Source organism: Magnetospirillum fulvum MGU-K5, assembly GCF_000442515.1.
Lineage (GTDB): Bacteria > Pseudomonadota > Alphaproteobacteria > Rhodospirillales > Magnetospirillaceae > Phaeospirillum > Phaeospirillum fulvum_B.
The window spans coordinates 34922-52492 of record NZ_AQPH01000011.1 but is presented as its reverse complement, the minus strand read 5'-3'; the positions used below and the strand labels follow the sequence as shown (position 1 = coordinate 52492).

At 64.2% G+C, this 17571-nt stretch carries 16 protein-coding genes; 6 read left to right on the top strand and 10 right to left on the bottom strand.

The window, feature by feature from the left end; all coding sequences use genetic code 11:
- Positions 1–4: 4 nt before the first annotated feature.
- The 5 genes from K678_RS17575 to K678_RS04855 form a co-directional block, all read right to left on the bottom strand.
- A complete protein-coding gene (locus K678_RS17575) occupies positions 5–2050 on the bottom strand; it encodes a glycine-rich protein (protein WP_021131345.1) in 2046 nt (681 codons plus the stop codon).
- 49 nt (positions 2051–2099) lie between these two features.
- A complete protein-coding gene (locus K678_RS04870) occupies positions 2100–4001 on the bottom strand; it encodes a phage tail protein (protein WP_021131344.1) in 1902 nt (633 codons plus the stop codon).
- Positions 3998–4567, bottom strand: coding sequence for a phage connector family protein (locus K678_RS04865; protein ID WP_021131343.1), 570 nt, complete (start codon positions 4565–4567; stop codon positions 3998–4000). The genes K678_RS04870 and K678_RS04865 overlap by 4 nt, the downstream gene beginning before the upstream one ends.
- Positions 4568–4658: 91 nt before the next feature.
- Positions 4659–4928, bottom strand: coding sequence for a hypothetical protein (locus K678_RS04860; protein ID WP_021131342.1), 270 nt, complete (start codon positions 4926–4928; stop codon positions 4659–4661).
- An 11-nt stretch (positions 4929–4939) separates the two neighbouring features.
- The gene (locus K678_RS04855; RefSeq protein ID WP_021131341.1) at positions 4940–5758 is read right to left on the bottom strand and encodes a phage capsid protein; all 819 of its coding nucleotides are present in this window, start codon (positions 5756–5758) and stop codon (positions 4940–4942) included.
- A 381-nt stretch (positions 5759–6139) separates the two neighbouring features.
- On the opposite strand from K678_RS04855, the gene K678_RS04850 reads away from it, so the two are divergent.
- Positions 6140–6874 carry a methyl-accepting chemotaxis protein gene (locus tag K678_RS04850; RefSeq protein WP_021131340.1) on the top strand — a complete coding sequence of 245 codons (735 nt, stop codon included), beginning with the start codon at positions 6140–6142 and terminating at the stop codon, positions 6872–6874.
- An 18-nt stretch (positions 6875–6892) separates the two neighbouring features.
- Positions 6893–7651 (top strand): oxygen-binding di-iron domain-containing protein, encoded by a 759-nt coding sequence (locus tag K678_RS04845; protein ID WP_021131339.1) that lies wholly within the window; start codon positions 6893–6895, stop codon positions 7649–7651.
- Between the two features lie 47 nt (positions 7652–7698).
- Here the strand turns inward: K678_RS04845 and K678_RS04840 are convergent, their stop codons facing one another.
- From K678_RS04840 to K678_RS04815, 5 genes are read right to left on the bottom strand one after another with little or no spacing between them, the layout of a single operon-like run.
- A complete protein-coding gene (locus K678_RS04840; RefSeq protein ID WP_021131338.1) occupies positions 7699–8442 on the bottom strand; it encodes a capsid assembly protein in 744 nt (247 codons plus the stop codon).
- A 29-nt stretch (positions 8443–8471) separates the two neighbouring features.
- Positions 8472–8738 carry a Bbp19 family protein gene (locus K678_RS04835; protein ID WP_021131337.1) on the bottom strand — a complete coding sequence of 89 codons (267 nt, stop codon included), beginning with the start codon at positions 8736–8738 and terminating at the stop codon, positions 8472–8474.
- Entirely contained in the window at positions 8725–10269 is a 1545-nt protein-coding gene (locus K678_RS04830) for a portal protein (RefSeq protein WP_021131336.1), read from the bottom strand. Before K678_RS04830 ends, K678_RS04835 begins: the two co-directional genes overlap by 14 nt.
- 2 nt (positions 10270–10271) lie before the next feature.
- Positions 10272–11000, bottom strand: a complete 729-nt coding sequence (locus K678_RS19835; protein WP_331270946.1) for a hypothetical protein — start codon at positions 10998–11000, stop codon at positions 10272–10274.
- Between the two features lie 29 nt (positions 11001–11029).
- Positions 11030–11395 (bottom strand): hypothetical protein, encoded by a 366-nt coding sequence (locus K678_RS04815; protein WP_039852065.1) that lies wholly within the window; start codon positions 11393–11395, stop codon positions 11030–11032.
- A gap of 120 nt (positions 11396–11515) precedes the next feature.
- Between K678_RS04815 and K678_RS04810 the strand changes: the two genes are divergently transcribed.
- The 4 genes from K678_RS04810 (at position 11516) to secD (ending at position 17467) form a co-directional block, all read left to right on the top strand.
- Positions 11516–12151 (top strand): S24 family peptidase, encoded by a 636-nt coding sequence (locus tag K678_RS04810; protein WP_021131333.1) that lies wholly within the window; start codon positions 11516–11518, stop codon positions 12149–12151.
- A 354-nt stretch (positions 12152–12505) separates the two neighbouring features.
- The gene (locus K678_RS04805) at positions 12506–14224 is read left to right on the top strand and encodes a methyl-accepting chemotaxis protein (RefSeq protein WP_021131332.1); all 1719 of its coding nucleotides are present in this window, start codon (positions 12506–12508) and stop codon (positions 14222–14224) included.
- A 189-nt stretch (positions 14225–14413) separates the two neighbouring features.
- Positions 14414–14827: a hypothetical protein gene (locus K678_RS04800; protein WP_021131331.1), complete on the top strand. Its 414-nt coding sequence runs from the start codon at positions 14414–14416 to the stop codon at positions 14825–14827.
- A gap of 123 nt (positions 14828–14950) precedes the next feature.
- The gene (gene secD / locus K678_RS04795) at positions 14951–17467 is read left to right on the top strand and encodes a protein translocase subunit SecD (protein WP_021131330.1); all 2517 of its coding nucleotides are present in this window, start codon (positions 14951–14953) and stop codon (positions 17465–17467) included.
- Positions 17468–17571: the final 104 nt, after the last annotated feature.

The window sequence follows — 17571 nt, the reverse complement described above, 5'->3', positions numbered from 1 at the left end:
GCGCTTACTCCGCATAAAGGGCCGGAGCGGCGATGCGCTGGGCCTTGAGATTGAGGGTCTTGATGCGGGCCACCAACGACGTGCCGACCGGCTGCGCGGCCAAAGCGGCACGAGCCCGGATCAAGGCATAGGTGCCGTCATAGGCGGCCAGGACGGCGATCGCCGCCGCTGTCCACGTCGTTCCGCCATCGCGGCTAATTTCGGCGGTCAAGTCGGTGCCGAGGACGGCCGTCCCGCTATCATCGCGATAGAGGGCATGGAGCGAGGCATAGGCCGGAGCGGACGCGACGGGAATGGCGTCGCTGGTCAGCACCATGTCGGATTTGATGGTGTAGGTGATGACGGCATAGCCGTTCCCGGCACGCCCCGTGTCCAGGGAATACTTGCCTCCAGCACCAACGATTCCCCCAGGATATGCGGGGTCGGTCGTGTTGGGTGCGGAGACGTGGTCCGGGCTGGTGATGAAGGCCGCGTTCGTTGCCCCCGGCGTGATGTAGCCCGAACCGCCGCCGCCGGGATAGTAGCTTACGTTACCACCGGCACCACCATAGTAGCCGCCACCGCCGCCGCCAGCACCGTTCGTTCCGTTACCGCCTTGCAGGGCAGAGCCAGGATTACAACTCTGTCCTCCCTGCGTCTGCGTTCCCCCCTGAACGGATGATTTAGAGGCTTCCCCAGAAGTCCCGCCACCGGCACCACCACTCCACCCATCATCAGACTTATTTCCTGCGCCACCACCACCACCCGCAAGGGCGAGGGCGTTGGCCTGGGAGACGGACCCGTTGAACAGGCCGGTATAGCCGCCCCCCGTTCCGGGGTAGTGACCGCTGTCGGTCGTGCCGCTCACCCCGCCACCGCCGCCAAAGGTGGAAGAGGTGTTATTCCATCCGCCCTGGCCGACGATAATCGCCAAGGTCTGGCCGGGCGTGACCGGGATCGTCGCGGTGGTAAACCCACCGGCACCGCCATAATCATTGTAGGGGCTGGCCTGGGTTGTCGCGCCGCCGCCAGCACCCCACAGCTTGACCGTCGCTGCGATCGCCCCCGCCGGGACGGTTTCGGACTGGACCGCGCCCGTATAGGCGAAGGTGCGCCGGACATAGACCGCGTTGGTGTAATAGTTCGGGGATGCCGTCACCAAGGTCTGGCCGGTGCTGGCGCTCCACTCGTTAGTTGCCAGCTCCCACTGATAGCCCTGGACCAACGCCCCCGAGGCGACTGAACTGGTCAGCAACTGGCGCAGGTTGGCCAAAGCGATCTGGGCCTTGAGAGGGTCGATTGCCGCAATCGCAGCATTCGTCGCCTGTCCTGCGGCAGATTCGGCATAGGCCCGGACCGCCTTCTGGGTCGCGATCCGAGAGTCGCTGTTGGCGGCCAGGGTCGGATCGGAATCGAGGGTGAAGCCGACCAGGGCAACCGCCCGGTCGGCGGCGGCGGTGGCGGTACTGGCGGCACTGGTTGCGTCTGCCGCCCGCGCCGTCGCGGTCATGGCCGACACCGAGGCCGAAGCCGCGCTGGCCACGGCCTCGGCCGCTCCGCCCATCGCCTGGGCCAGCACCTGATCGACATCGATCGCGGAATTCTCCAGCCCGCTGGCCGCCGCATTCCATTTGATCGCCCGGCCGGGCACGGGATCGGGCAGGGTCAGATCGGCCTTCGAGCTGCTGGTATGGGCGCGCTTGACGGCGCGATCGACATCCTCGGCGACCTGCTGGACCGACATTGTTTGATAGTCGAACTCGTCATTGACCACCTTGGCGCGGATGATGCCGTCATCGTGAAAGTCGCTGGTGCGGCGCAGGGTCAGACGACGGCGCAGGGTGACGATGGTGGCAGGGGGCGGCGGGGCGGCGAGAGTCACCGCACCGCCTTCGGAGCTTCCCGCCCCGGCAACGAAATAGGCCGAGGCCGCCACACGGGCGGCGCCAATCCAAACTTCGATGTCGCTTTCGGTGAAGATCGGGAAGGGATAGGGAAAAACGGTCTGGCTGCCGTTGGCGACGTATTGCACGCGCGGCGCGACATCGCCGACCTGGATATGTCCGGTCATGGCGTTTGCTTCCTTGAGCAAGGATTTAAGTCTGAAAACGGGGAGCGCCTTATTCGGCGACTTTGATTTCGGTCGAAACCGACAAAACGGTGCAGGGCAGCGGGACGTCCTGGCTGATCCGCCACAAGGGCTGCATCACGTCGCGGGTCCAGCCGACCGAGCGAACCCGGACGTCGCCGGAAAAGCCGGGCGGAGTGTCGCCGAACCGGGCCTTGCCAAAGCGGCGAAACGGAATCGCGGTCGCGCCCCGCCCGGTGTCGATATGCAGCGCCTCGGTCTCCAGCACGCGGAAATGGGCCTGAACCAGACGGACAACGCTGCCCGGCGGCAGGGCCTGCCCCGATGACCCGACTGGCGGCAACGGCTCGATCAGATGGGCAAAGGGCAATCCGGCCTGGATCGCCGCCGCCGGTTCGGCCAGGACAACCCGCCCGTCGGCGACGCCCCGATCAGAGATCGAGCCTCCATCGGCCAGCACCCGCACCGTACGCCCCTCCAGATAGGACAGGCCAGACCAGGACACGGTCGGACCGTCGCGGCGGCCAGACAGGGCGCAATCAAGGGCCAGATCGGCATCGAACCGCTCGATGAAAAAAGCGGTGCCACGTTCGACCAGGACGAAGACATCGCCATCGACCACCGCGACCGAGCGGAACGCACCGTCGGTCTGCTGCACCGTCCAGGCGGTGACCTTCTCGCCGCGATAAATCGTCAGCGTCGCCAGGGTGCCGTCGCCCATCGTGACGTAGAACAGGCGATTACGGGAATCGTAATCCTGATCGAGCGGACGAACCATCACATGCTTGGCCAGCATCGCCAGATCGCTGGCCTGATAAGCCTGCTCGACATCGGCAAACAGAAACTCGCGCAGGTCGCGGCCGTCCCTCGACACAAAATGGGTCGCCCCATCGACGTCTCGGGGCGGCACGGTGCGATCGACCGGCGAGCCGATCCGGGTCTGGCGGGTGACCTGGATGTTGGACGGCGTCAGCGGCGCTCCGGTGACCATGTATTCCGCCCCCGAGGTGAACACCTGAAGGTGGCGGCCCGAGAACACGGCGCGGATCGCATTGACCTGATCGGACAGCATCGAGAATTCGATCGCCTCGTCATCGAGGCCGGTGCCAAGATCGAAATTGAACAAATCCATCGATTTCGACAGCCACAGCCGGTTGGGCAAATCGCGGCTGCCGCCGATCACCAGCCGTCCCTGATGGAAGCAGACCGACACCGGCCAGCCGCGCAACGACGAGAAGGATTGTTCCTCCCAATCGGTAGTCGCCGCGGTGCCGCCGAGGGTGGCGCGAACCTCGGCCGAGACCTGGGTGGCGGAGAGAAAGGCGGTAACCCGGACCTGCTTGCCGCCGATCCACAGACGCTGACCGACATGACCCGCCTGAAACACCGGGGCCGAAGCGGTGACAGTGATCGTGCCGCTGGTGGCGCTGGGGGTCACCGTCACCGCGTCGGCAGCGAATTTGTGGTGGGGGACATAGAGCAGCCCGCCCGATTCGTGAAAGCTCCATTCGGCGATGGTCCAATTCCCGTCGCCGCTCCGGGTGATCTTGCGCGGCGCGATATCGGGATGCACCACCAGCAAAGTATCGGCGCTTTGGGTCCAGTTGAGGCGAGGAATGTCGGCCGCGCCCCACGGCGTCGTCAGCCCGCCGACCAGACTGTCCCCGGCATAGATATCGATCCGGTTGGCGGTGACGACGAACAGATAGGTCTGTTCGGTGTTGAACTCGAACGGGATCAGCCGCCCCGCCCCCCTGGCCCGATCGACGAAGCGCAGACCGGGACGGCGCGACACGCCGCCGGTGGGCGCGATCACGACGTTGCGCAGCCAGCGGGCACCGTTGGCAAAGGCCGACAGATCGCCGCGTCCCATCATCTCGACATCCAGTTCTCCGGCGGTGAAGCTGGTCTTGTTCAGCGTCAGCAGGCTCATGACCGCACCTCGACCAGAGGGAAATCGGAAATCGCGACGGGGGTATGCTGCTGAGCGTCGATCAGCTTGGCGCGGCGGAACTCGTCCTCGGCCAGCCGGAACAGGAACTGGGCGCGGCTGGTGCTCTCGGTGATCGGGATGCAGAATTCGGCGGTCAGGCGGGCAATCAGCATCTGATCGAAGAAGGGCGGAAACGCCGCCTCGTCGGGGCGGAAGATGTAGGTCAGCGTCACGTCGTCGGAATTGCACAACAGCCGCTTCTCGGCCAGACGATAGGATAGCCCCCGCCCCGTCCCTTCCGGCCCGGCCGACAGCACCCGAAGGAAATCGGCGGGCAATTGATAGGCCGCCTCCCAATCGGCGACGGGATCCGCGGCCAGCCGAGACAACGTCGCCTGCGCGGTGGCAAAGCTCCACGGATGCGACGACAGCACGGCGTCGCGGAGCGGCGGATAGAGGTTGGCCGCCACCTCGGACTCGGCGGTGCCTTCCTCGAAACTGGCGATGGTGGTCGCGCCCAGACGCAACAGCGCGCGCGAGCACAGCCCGATGGCGGACAAGGCCATGGCGGTGAATTCCTTCTTTAAGACCGATGAAATGTCAGAGAGGCCGGGCGTCACCGCCCGGCCTCTCGTCCCAACCAGGGTAAAGCCGGTGCTACCGGCTGTCGGCGCTGCCGATCTGGGTCAGATCGTTGACATCGACGATGCCGTTGGCATTGGCCGAGACCAGGAACAGACCGGCCTTCATCGACCCGGCGGTATCGACATTGGCGATCACGATGTCACCGACCCGCAACATCTGGGCGGCGGGGTTGAAATAGCCGGTCGTATCAACGACGCTGGCGAGATCGGGGGTGGTGTAGTGCCACAGCGTGAAGCCGTTGGCATAAGCCAGGACCGACAGATCCTTCGACAGATAAGCCATCTGGTCCTCCCTTAGGCTTCGAGGCACCGCAGCGCGACCACGCCGGACGGATCGACCAGCGCCGCACCCTGCGACATGAAATTGTTGACGAACCAGGCGGCACGCTCGCCGTGATAGGTGATCTCGGTCTTGACCTCGGCCCCGCAGGCATGACCGACCGCGGTCTTGTGGTACCAGTAGCAAGAGCGGACGTTTCCGGTCTTGGTCAGGCCGGAATGGGGCATCCACAACGTGCCCAGCCACTTCTTGGCCTGGGTGCCCTTCCACGGCAGATCGTCCTCGCCGACATAATCGGCGCTGGCGAATTCGTCGAGCTGCATCAGTTCGGACCATTGCTTCCAGCCGACGATCGCGGTGCGTTCGCCGTCGTCGGGGACATCGGCGCCCCCCAGCATTTCGAACGCGGTCAGCACCTTGTCCTTGGTCAGGCCGGTGGTGCCGTCGGCGGCGAAATTGGTCGATTTGTCCAGTTCGGCGATGATCAGTTCATCGCTCTTGCGGCCCAGGGCATAGGCCCCGGCATTGGTCAGCACGGCGCGTTCGTCATGCTCGACCTTCAGTTCGTCCAGCTTGTCGATCCAGTCGCCAGCGTAATAATCGTACAACTGGCATTCGACGGCGGTGTGATCGATGTTCATCACCGGCACCTTGCCGTGACGGGCCTTGGTGCTGGCAGTGCCCTTGCCGACCTTCTGGAACACCGCAACCGCGCCCTTGACGTTGTTGCGGGCGCGGACGGTGTTGCGCAGCTTGGTGCCCATCCGCTGATAGGCGGCGTGGACCTCGTGGCCATATTGGACCGAATAGGCGTTGACGATACTCGTGGACATGTTTTGTTCCTTTCGATGACATGGGTTAGGACACAGCAGCCGCCCTCTTCCGGTTATCGCCGCAAGGCTGGCCAAGGCCTCGGGCGGCCAGAGGAAGACGGGCAAGAGCGCCGGGCCGCTGGGATCAGCGGTTCTCCGGGGCAAAATCGATCAATGTGGGAAAGGGGAACCGGCGGGCCGGGGGCCAGACGCAGTTCGGGTGTTGATAAGGACGGTTATAGACTTACATTCCCATATCTGTCAATAAATTCCTTTTATGGGGATCGTCATTTTCCGCCCCATCGCGTCCCTCCGCGATATTCCCTCTGTTTCCGACGACAAAAATCATTATGATCCCCAGGTTTTCCGTAAACTGACGACCAGTCGGGGAGAAGAGGGTCGATGAACGTGGCGTTGGCACCGGCCCGAAGCGCAACTCCGCGCACCAACCGGATCGAAGCGCGCGCAGGCGGCCTGCTGGGCGATTGCCGCCGGGCTTTTCATTCCTTTGCCGATCTGGACGAACTGGCCGAAAATCTGCGCATCCTCTCGCTGAACGCCGAATTGGCGGCGGGCCGGGCCGGGGACAAGGGGCGCGCCGTGCGGGCGCTGACCCAATACACCCGCGAACTGGTCAACCGTCTGGCGCAGATTCAGCTTGAGATGGAGGCGCTGCGCGGCCGCACCTTTGCCTTCTCCTCGACGATCCTGCTCGGCCTGCAACACATGACGATGTTCGAGCGGGCGGTCGATCTGGTCGGCGGCAGCGGCCCCGGCGCGCTGGTGGCCGAACGCGCCTTCGCCGCCGCGACCGAACGGATGGTCGATACGCTGGACGGGATGGCGGCGGCGGTCGGTGAATTGTCGCGCCGCACCCATGCAGTCGAAGAAGTGGTCAGCCAGTCGGATTCAATCGCCACCAACATCGCGATCGAGGCGGCGGCGGCGGGTGTCCATGAAAAGGAATTCCGCACTGTCGCCGATACGATGCGTCGCTATGTCGACGATTTGCGGGTGATGATCGAAGATGCCTCCGACGCGGTCCGCCGCGCCGCCGACCGGGGCGAGGCCTTGCGGCGGCTCGGATTGGATAGCCTGGACGAACTCAAGGCCTTTCGGCTAACCGCCGAAGCCTAGACCGGGAGAACATCACGGATGAAATGCGTCACCCTGTTCCGCCGGGACGATCATTGTTGGCAGGCGTTCGGCCAGGATCCGGAAAAGCCCGACCGCATCATCGACACCAACCAATACATGATCCGTTCGGGCGATTCGGCGATCCTGCTTGATCCGGGCGGGATCGAAGTGTTCCCCTCGATGCTGGCGGCGCTGACCCGCGAGATTCCGGTCGAGCACGTCAAGGCGTTGTTCATCTCGCACCAGGACCCGGATATCGGCTCGTCGCTGCCGCTGTGGCGGCGGGTCTGCCAACCCGACATCGACATCTATATTTCGTGGTTGTGGGAGAGCTTCGCGTCGCATTTCGACCGTGACGCCGTTTTCACCACGATTCCGGACGAGGGGCTGGAAGTGGCGCTGTCGCCGTCGCTGCGGCTGCGCTTCCTGCCCGCGCATTACCTTCATTCCTCGGGTAACTTCAATGTCTACGACCCGCAGGCTCGCATCCTGTTCTCGGGCGACATCGGCGCGGCGCTGATTCCGCGCGACCGCCCGGCCGACAGCCTGTTCGTCACCGATTTCAACCGCCATATCGGCTATATGGAAGGCTTCCATCGCCGTTGGATGCCGTCTCCCCCGGCGCGTGACGCCTGGATCGCCCAGGTCTCGAAGCTTGACATCGACATCCTGGCCCCGCAACACGGGCTGATCTTCAAGGGCGACGACGTCAAACGCTTCCTCGACTGGTTCGCCACCCTCGAGATCGGCTCGGGCATTGCGGCGATGAATCGCTAGGCAACACCCCGCCCGCCGGGGGAGTCCCCCCGACGGACGGGTGTGCCTCAGGCCTCGCCGTACAGGCGGCGGAAGCCGTCGGAGACCTTGGCGATGAAGGCCGGATCGCGGTTCTTCCAATAGCGCGGGTCCTGAATCATCTTCTTCAGTTGATCTTCGGACTGAGCCTCGTCGCGCGGTGCCGGGGCGCGGCCCAGGCTGGGCTCGCCCGAACTCATCAGACGATGCAGGGTCTTAACCCCCTCGACGCTGGAGGCCAGGGCCTCGAACGCCTCGGGTGGCAGGGATTTGCGCCCCCAGGCCGCCAGTTGCGGCGCGATCTGACGCCAGCGCGCCTCACCGCCGAAATGATCGCACAGATGCAGAATCTCGCCGTCGCGCGGATCGGGCGCGGCACTGTCCGTCCCCGCCCCGGAGTCCGGCCCGGCCTCGGCCCCGGCGGCGACCAGCAACGGCACCAGCCGCTCGAACGCCAGATCATAGACCAACTGAGCCTGCTGCTGGGTAAACCCGGCCTCGTGCAGCCGCTTGTTGATTTCGGGATCGGAGGTGACGGCGGGATGGCGGGCCGAGATCGCGTATTTCTCGGCGTTGTCGGGAATGTCGATACCGCCCCGGGCCGAGACGCGGCGTTCAAGCTCAAGATAGGCCTGAAGCAACGCTTCGGTCCTCAATTCGCCCTTGGCCTGGTCCCAGAACTTGGCGGGAATCGAGGCGGGACGGACGGCGGGCTTACGGGCGGAATCGAGATCGGGATCGGCAAAGCTGTCGCGGGAATCGTCTTCGAACATCGGGTCTTCCTTTGGTTTGAAACAGGTCCTCACCGTCCGTCGCGGCCACGGGCGGCCAGAGACAGCAGGTGGAGGACAAGGTGGCGCTGACCTTCGAGGTGGCGCAGCGCGGACTCGCCGGAGTGCGGGCCAAGGCAGCGGTCCAGCGTGATCGAACGCAGGTGGGCCAGCAGGGCCACCCCGTCGGGGGAGGCAAACAGCCGGGCGGTCTGACGGGCCAACAGGGCAGATTCGGCCCCGCCCGGTGGCGCGGAGGACGGAGCCAACCCGTCCCAGCCGGTCTCAGCGGAGTCCATCGTTGGCCTCCGTCGGGGTGGCGGCGGCGACGGGACGAAGGATGTCGGCGGGAACGTTGAAACTGCGCCCCAGCCAGCGGGCGGCAGCGGCGGGATCAATCGCGGCCAGGGCCTCCGGCCCCAAGTGCGACAGCGACGACAGCCAAGTCAGCATGTTGCGGGCGTCGCGCTGGGCCTGTGATTGCGCCAGCGGCGAGCGGTATTGCAGATCGACCTCGCGCCCATCGACCACAAGATCGGGGATCTCGCCCCGGCGGCGCAGGATGTGAACCGCCCGCAACACCAGGGGGGTCAGCAATTCACTTTGCAGTCGGCCATAGGTCGCCCCCAGCAACCGGGCCATCTCGCTGGAACGTTCCAGCACTTCGGTCGCGGTCATCTTGGGGCTGTTGGTTTGGCCCAACTTGTCGGCCAACAAGGCGTGGCGAATCCGGCCGCGCAGATCGTCCAGCACCAGTTGCGAGGTATCGAACCGGCCCGGCGCGACCAGCGGCTGAAGCCCCTGCGAGCCGACCGCCTTGGGGATGATCGTGCCGGGCACCAGCTTGATGTTGGCGGGGTTCAGTACCCCGTCATCGTCGGCCTGCCAGATGCCGGTGACGGCGATGGTGGCGTTCTTCAACACCAACTCAACCACCTTGTTGGCGGTCTTGATGTCGGGCAGCGCCTTCATCACTGGCGAGCGGCCATAGACCTCGCCTGGGGCCTTCAGCCAGCGAAAATTGATGAACGGACTCATCTCGAACCGGCCCTGGGCCAGCACGGTTTCGTCGGACTCCGCCTCCAACACGGCGGCATAGCCATACGAGCCCTGCGACGGCACCACCGCCTCGACGATGCCGATGCGCAGATCGGGATCGTTGGCGGCGGCGCGGATGATCGCCTCGGGCAAGCGGGCGGCGGGAAAGCGGGCGTGAAGCGCGGCGACGGTCAGTTCGCAACGGCGGAAGGTGACGTCAAGCCGCCCGTCCGGCCCCTCCTCCAGCACGACCTGACCCAGCGGCACGGCGGTAAAGCGAAAGGCCGAGGACTCGCCCGGAGCCGCTTCCTCGAACAGCAGCGAGGCGGTGCCGCCGGTGACGACGTCGAGATAGCATTGATGCATCTCGATCGCGAAATTCGAGCGGTCGAAATGCGATTGCAGAACCGTGCCGATGCGGTCGAGCACCGGGGCGACCCGGTCCCGTTCGGACGGCTCCAGCCGGTCGCTGGCGGTCAGGCCGAACCATTGCGCCCAGGGCGGGGTCAGTTCGGACAACAGCGAGGCGGCCAGTTGATCGACCGCATCGGGCGCGGTGCCATCGAACAGGCGGTCGGCTTTTTTCTCGCCCGGCACCGAGGCGGTCAGGATCGCATCGCGCAGCGGCAAGGCGAAGTCATAGCATTCCTGCCAATGCGACTCCCACACGGCGCGGCGTTGCTTGGCCTTGCGAAAGCGGCCGAGCAGGATTGAAGGATCGTCGGCATCGGGGCCAAGCAGATGCTCACCCCGCGCCGCCGCATCCTCTACACGAGGGGAATTGCGGGTCATCCTCACTCTCCCAGCAGCGATTTGCCGCCCGATGCCCGAGACGACAACAGCCCGGATTCCGAGGTGGCGATGGTGCCGTACAAACCGCGCCGATTACGCTCGACCGTCTCCTGCCGGGCCTTGGCCGCGTCTTCGGTGCTGGTATCGGGGGTGGGGGCGACCACCACCGGGGCCGGGCTGGGCGAGGATGAGGGAGCGAAAAAACCACCCATGGCGAATTCCTTTCCGGAGCGTTTGATCTTGTTTTGTTCTGATTTGGCCACAAAAAAAGCCGCCGGAGCGGGGCTCCGGTCGGCTTCGGGCGCAAATGTGGTGTTGATGGGAAGATCATCACGCAAATCTCCGCGCCCTGTCAATGATTTTTTTCCTCTATTTTCGAGAAAGCGGAACAATTGCCAGGGTGTCAGCACGAATCCGTCATGAATTCCCAACACCCGCTTGACCGCCTCGACACAGCTATAGGGCCGCCAGGGAGCCTGACGCCGGGGCGGCGGGTGCGAAACCGTCTCCACCACGATCAAGCCCTGGGCGCGATACCACCCGGCCAGATCAAAACCGGACGGGATCGACAAGACAGTCAGATCGGTGCGATGCGCCATCGGGTTCAGGCTGACCCAGCCGCCTGGCGTTTCCACCACGACAAAGCAATGACGAAAGCCCGGCCGCAGCAATCGCAGCCAGCACAGATCGGCCCGGCCGGAAAACATCACCAGGGCGCGGCGATAAAACATCTGATTTTCTTCACTTTTTCCGACTTCCGTCACGATACGATCCCCTTGCGCTTCAGCGGTGTCGCCAGACGATCGAGCGCTTCGGCCCACAACAAAGCGTCGGTTTGGCTGTCCCCGGCCCAGGGATCGGGCGGGGCAAGGCGACGACCGAAGCGGTCGAGCACCGCCAGATGAGCGGGGCGCAAGATCCGGCCGCGATAGAGCCGACCGACCTCGCGGGCAATATCGTCGGGTTCGCAGGGACGGGCCACCTCACCCCGCCCGGCACCAAAGCGCGCACCCTCCGCCCGCGCCACGCAGCAGCGGACGAACCACAGCCACGCCTCCTCAACAGTTGTGAATGGTTCGGCTGCCCGATCGCTGAGAACGCAACCGACATACCTGTCTCGTGCCATATGACTCTCCCTTTTGCGGAACAAACCATATACCTTGTGGCGCCAAAGCAGGTACGCGTCAAGAAGATTCGGGTATTTATTCCTGGTGCGAAATCAACCGAACTGCGGGACAATCTTCCCATGCTGAAACATAGCGACATCTGGGCGGCAATCGATGCTCTGGCCCGCGACAACGGGCTGACTGCCTCTGCTCTTGCGCGTAAAGCCGGGCTTGATCCCACTACTTTCAATAAAAGCAAGCGGATCACCCGCGAGGGAAAAGCCCGCTGGCCCTCGACCGAGAGCGTCGCCAAAGTCCTTGATGCGACAGGGGCTAATCTCGGTCGCTTCCTCGGCTATATCGAAAATGGCGGTTCGGCCAACCGCCCGGCGCCGACCATTCCGCTGATCGGCTTTGCCCAGGCGGGAGACCGCGGATTCTTCGACGATGCGGGCTATCCGCTCGGTGGTGGATGGGATGAAATTCCGTTTCCGGAGATCGGTGACCCACACGCTTATGCGCTGGAGATCAGCGGCGATTCGATGGAACCCTTGTTTCGCGACGGTGACGTCGTGATCGTCTCGCCATCGGCCAGCGTTCGCCGGGGCGATCGAGTGGTGGTCCGCACCACCGAGGGCGAAGTGATGGTCAAGCAACTGGCCCGCCTGACGGCGCGGCGGATCGAGCTGGCCTCGATCAACCCGGCCCATCCCGGTCGCGTCCTGGCGACGGAAGAGGTTGCCTGGCTGGCGCGTATTCTCTGGGCCAGCCAATAAAGCTGGCTTCAAGGAAAAGCTACATTTTGCGCGGTTTTTATTGATTTGCGCGCTAAATGTAAATAAAAGTCATATATCATCAAGAACCGAAACAAATTAAAAACCTGACGCAGACAATGCGTGCAGCGCATACCCCCTATGACTATATTTCTGATTGTCACGATCCGGGAAGCGCCACAGTCTGCCCGCGTTATTTTCACGCTACCATTTTATCCTATACGTATTTTTACGATCATTGCCATTTTAGAACAGACTTCGTTCATGTCGGGCAGAACAATCCGCGACCCGGCCCTCGATCACTCATCATTTCAATAAATACTTACCAATTTGCACCAATGACGTGAGAAACGACCGATGAAACGTTGGCTTCTGAATCTGAGTGTCTTTAGCAAAATTCTTCTTCCGATGGTTCTCGTTATCACGACGATTGTTGTGACGATCGCGATTAGCTTCCACGGACTGAAAACGCTCAATCAGAGCGCGACCAACATCATTGATGTCGACGTCAAACGCTCGCTTCTCACCATGGACATGAAGGCCGAGGTCAACAACGCCACCGTCGCGGCGCTGTCCTCGCTGCTCCAAACCAACACCACCGACCTGAAGATGGTTCAGGAACGGTATCAAAGCAGCGTCACCCAAGTCAGAAAGGCGCTGGAAGCGGGCTCGGCGATGGCGACCAGCCCGGAACGGCGCGCCGCCGCCGAGGATCTGCGGGCCAAGCTGGAGAGGTACGATTCGGCCACCCGCGCAGCAATGAACCAGATCCTGGCGGGGAACCGCGAGGCCGGCGCCGAAATCTTCATGAACGAGGCCCGCGCCGCCCGTCTGGCCTTCGGCGATGCGGTCGAAGACAGAGTTGGGTTCAACGTCAAGGCGATGCAGGCCTCGAAAGAGGACATGACGTCGCTGTTGGGCACCATCACCCTGGAACTGGTGCTGCTGGCGGCGGGGATGACGGTGATCGCCCTGCTGGTGTTGTATCTGATCGTCTCGCGACTGGTGACTCAGCCGCTCTCCCGCCTCAGCACCGCCGTCGATCAACTGACCCGGGGCGATACCGAAATCGTCGTCACCGATCATGAGCGCGGTGACGAATTGGGCCACATCGCCCAGGCGATCCTGGTGTTCCGCCAGAACGCGATCGAGCGCAAGGAGATCGAGCAGAGCGACCGCGACCGCCTTGCCACCAGCGAATATCGCAGCAAGGCGGTGGGCGAGTTGATGAGTGCGTTCCAGAATCGCGCCGCCGCCGTTCTGTCCGAGGTCAAGCAGGCCCAGACCGAATTGGAGGAAACCGCCCGCACCCTGGCCGGAACCGCCGAGCAATCGCAGGAACGGGTCACCACCGTCGCCTCGGCCACCCAGCAGGCGACCAGCAATGTCGAAAGCGTCGCCAGCGCCGCCGAGGAATTATCGGCCTCGATCCGCGAGATCGGGCGCCAAGTCGAACAATCGAGTCGCCTGTCCTCGACCGCCGCCGAGGAAGCCAAGCAGACCAACACCACCGTGCGCGGTCTGGCCGAGGCGTCGAGCCGGATCGGCGAAGTGGTCGATCTGATCAACGACATCGCGTCCCAGACCAATCTTCTCGCCCTTAACGCCACCATCGAGGCGGCGCGGGCGGGCGAAGCGGGCAAGGGGTTCGCCGTCGTCGCGGGTGAGGTCAAGCACCTCGCCAACCAGACCGCCAAGGCGACCGAGGAAATCGGCAGCCAGATCAGCGCGGTTCAGACCTCGACCCAGCAGGCGGTCGCGGCGATCGGCGGCATCGTCGCCCGGATCGACGAGATCAACACCATCGGGTCGGCAATCGCGGAGGCGGTCGAGCAGCAAGCGGCGGCGACCGCCGAAATTGCCCGCAACGTTCAGCAGGCGGCGCAGGGCACCAACGAGGTCGCGGCGGCGATCTCCGGGGTCAGTACGGCGGCGACCGACACCGGCACCGCCTCGACCGAAGTGCTCGGCACCACCCGGACCCTGGCAACCTCCAGCGACACATTGCGAGCGGAATTGCTGACATTCCTCGACGACATGCGCAGCACGGTCAGCAAGGTCGTCAAGGCTAGTTAAGCCACGATGCGACGGGGAACGAAGGGGGGAAGCATCCCCCCTTTTTTGTGGGCAAGCCGTCGCCGTGAAACCGGCGAAAGAGTGCCGACGCGGCGGTGAAAATCCTTCTCAACACCGACCTGAATGTGGTCAAATAGGGGCTAGACACTGGAGACTCCCGTGCCGCCTCGCCTTCCCATCCGGCTCCCCATGCCCCGCCCCGACCGTCCGCTGACGGCCGCATTGGCGGCGTTGATGCTGGTGTTGGCGATGGTGGTGGGGCTGTCGGTCTCGCTGGCCCCGACCGCCCGCGTCGCCCTGGTGACCTTTGCCAGCGTCGATCGCGCCTCGGACATGACGGTCGACGAGAGCGATCCGTCGGCGGCGCTGATCCGGCCCAGTCTTTCGACCAAGCTGACCCGTCAGCCCTCTGCCGCCGACGGCCCGCCCCAGGGCGAAGTCCTCCGTCCGCTCGCCCTTCTGCCTGCGGCCGCGACCTTCGGCCCGCTCGGCCAAGCCACCGCGATCGGCGCTGGCGGCGGCTGTTATCCGCCCTCTGCCAGCGGTCATCTGACCCTGCGCATCCCCACCGGGCCACCCGCGCCCGCGTCTCGCGCCGTTTAGGCGTTTTCTCTCTCCTCACGGCTGTTACACGCTCGGATTTCGGCTTCGTGCCCGGAAGCGTTCGCGCCGTTGCCCACCCGCGAGACTGCGCCCGCCGCCACGGCGAGCGCCGGGGATTGGACCATGCTGTATTTTTCCAAAGTAAAGACGACGCTGATCTGGGTGATCTGCGCCCTGGGGGTCGTCCTCAGTCTTCCCAATTTCGTCAAGCCCGACGCCCTGCCCGACTGGCTGAACGCGCCTCGGGTTCATCTTGGCCTGGATCTTCAGGGCGGTGCCTATCTGCTGCTCGAGGTCGATGGCGAGTCCGTGACCAAGGAGCGGCTTGACGGCACCGTCGACGGGGTCCGCACCGCCCTACGCGAGGCGGGGATCGGCTATCGCAACCTTGCCGCCGGTGCCACCGACGTCTCCTTCACCCTGATCGACCGGGGCCGCGAATCCGCGATGCGGGCGGCGCTGCGGCCGCTGCTGAACGGCGCGACGCCGGGACTGCGCGATTTCGATCTGGAGATCACCCCGACCGATCAGGTCCGACTCGTCCTGTCCGAGGCGGCGATCCGTGCCGCCCAATCGCGCGCGGTCGAACAATCGGTTGAAATCGTGCGGCGCCGGATCGACGAGACCGGGGTCAACGAGCCGGTGGTCGCCCGCCAGGGGCAGAACCGCATTCTGGTCCAATTGCCCGGCATCGACGATCCGGGACGGATCAAGCGGCTGTTGGGTCAGACCGCGAAGATGAGCTTTCACCTGCTGGCCGAAGAACCGGGTCCGGGGGTGCGGCTGCTGCCGATGGCGGACTCCGCCCAGGCCGGACAAAAGATGCCGGTCCGCACCAAGGTCGAAGTCGATGGGGCCCGCCTGCGCGATGCCGCCGCGACGATGGATTCGCGGGCGGGGGAATGGGTCGTCACCTTTGCCTTCGACAGCGTCGGGGCCAAGCGCTTCGCCGATATCTCGACCCGCAATGTCGGCCGCCCCTTCGCGATCGTGCTGGACGGCAAAATCATCAGCGCCCCGGTGATCCGTGAACCGATCACCGGCGGACAGGGGCAGATCAGCGGCAATTTCTCGGCCCAATCCGCCCATGATCTGGCGGTTCTGCTCCGTGCCGGGGCCTTGCCCGCACCGCTGACCGTGGTCGAGGAACGCACCGTCGGTCCCGATCTGGGTGCCGATGCGATCCGGGCCGGTCTGATCGCCTGCGCCGTCGGCTTCGTCCTGGTGGTCAGCTTCATGGCGGTCAGCTACGGCCTGTTCGGCCTGTTCGCCAACATCGCCCTGCTGTTCAATCTGGCCCTGACCCTGGCCGCGCTGTCGCTGCTCCAGGCAACGCTGACCCTGCCCGGCATCGCCGGTATCTTGCTGACGCTGGGCATGTCGGTCGATGCCAACATCCTGATCAACGAACGGATTCGCGAGGAGGTGCGCAAGGGGGCAACCCCCGCCGCGGCGATGGAGGCCGGGTTCCGCCGTGCCTTCTCCACCATCGTCGACAGCAATCTGACCACCCTGATCAAGATGCTGCTGCTCTATGCGGTCGGGACCGGAACGGTCAAAGGCTTCGCGGTGACGATCAGCCTGGGCATCATCACCTCGATGTTCACCGCGACAGTTGTTGCCCGCTGGCTGATGGTGGCGTGGTTCCGCGCCAAGCGGCCGAAGGTGCTGCTGTTGTCGCGGCTGTTGCGGCTGGTCCCCGACGTGACCCGGATTCCCTTCATGAAGGGAAGGAATGTCGGGCTGATTGTCTCGCTGATCCTCAGTCTGGCCTCGGTCGGGCTGGTCTACACCCCTGGCCTGAATTACGGCGTCGATTTCGCCGGCGGCACCATCGTCGAGATTCGCACCGAGGGACCGGCCGATTTCCCGGCCCTGCGCGACTCGATGGGCCAATTGGGATTGGGGCAGGTGGCGTTGCAACAATTCGGCGCGCCCACCGATCTGCTGATCCGGTTCGAACGCCAGCCCGGCGGCGATCCGGCCCAACAACAGGCGGTCAGCCTGATCGAACAGAAGCTGGCCGAAGACTTCCCCGCAGCCTCGATCCGGCGGGTCGAATCGGTCGGGGCCTCGGTCAGCGCCGAACTGTTCGAAAGCGGAATGCTGGCCCTGGCCCTGGCGGCGGTGGCGATGCTGATCTACATCACCATCCGCTTTGAATGGCAGTTCGGGGTCGGCGCGGTCGTGACGATGATTCTCGACGTGACCAAGACGATGGGCTTTTTCGCCCTGACCGGGATGCAGTTCAACCTGACCGCGATCGCGGCGATTCTGACGATCATGGGCTATTCGATCAATGACAAGGTCGTCGTCTATGACCGGGTGCGCGAGAACCTGCGCCGCTATCGCAAGATGCCTCTGCGCGAGCTGATCGACCTGAGCATCAACGAGACGATGAGCCGGACCGTCGGCACCTCGGTCGCGCTGTTCCTCGCCACATTGCCGCTGGCCCTGTTCGGCGGCGAGGCGATCCGGGAATTCGCCCTGGTGCTGTTGTTCGGCGTGGTGCTGGCAACCTCGTCGTCGATCTTCATCGCCGCGCCGATTCTGCTGTTCCTGGGCGAACATCGGCTGCGGCGCGCGCCTGAATCCGACAGTAATGAGGAGAAACCCCTAAGACGGGAAGAGGTGTCATAAACGCCCTTGCATACAAAACCTTTGATCACAATATCCATTGAAACAGACCAGTCATATTAAGGAACACAATGCATCACGATGCATCCCTGATCGCAACAATTTCG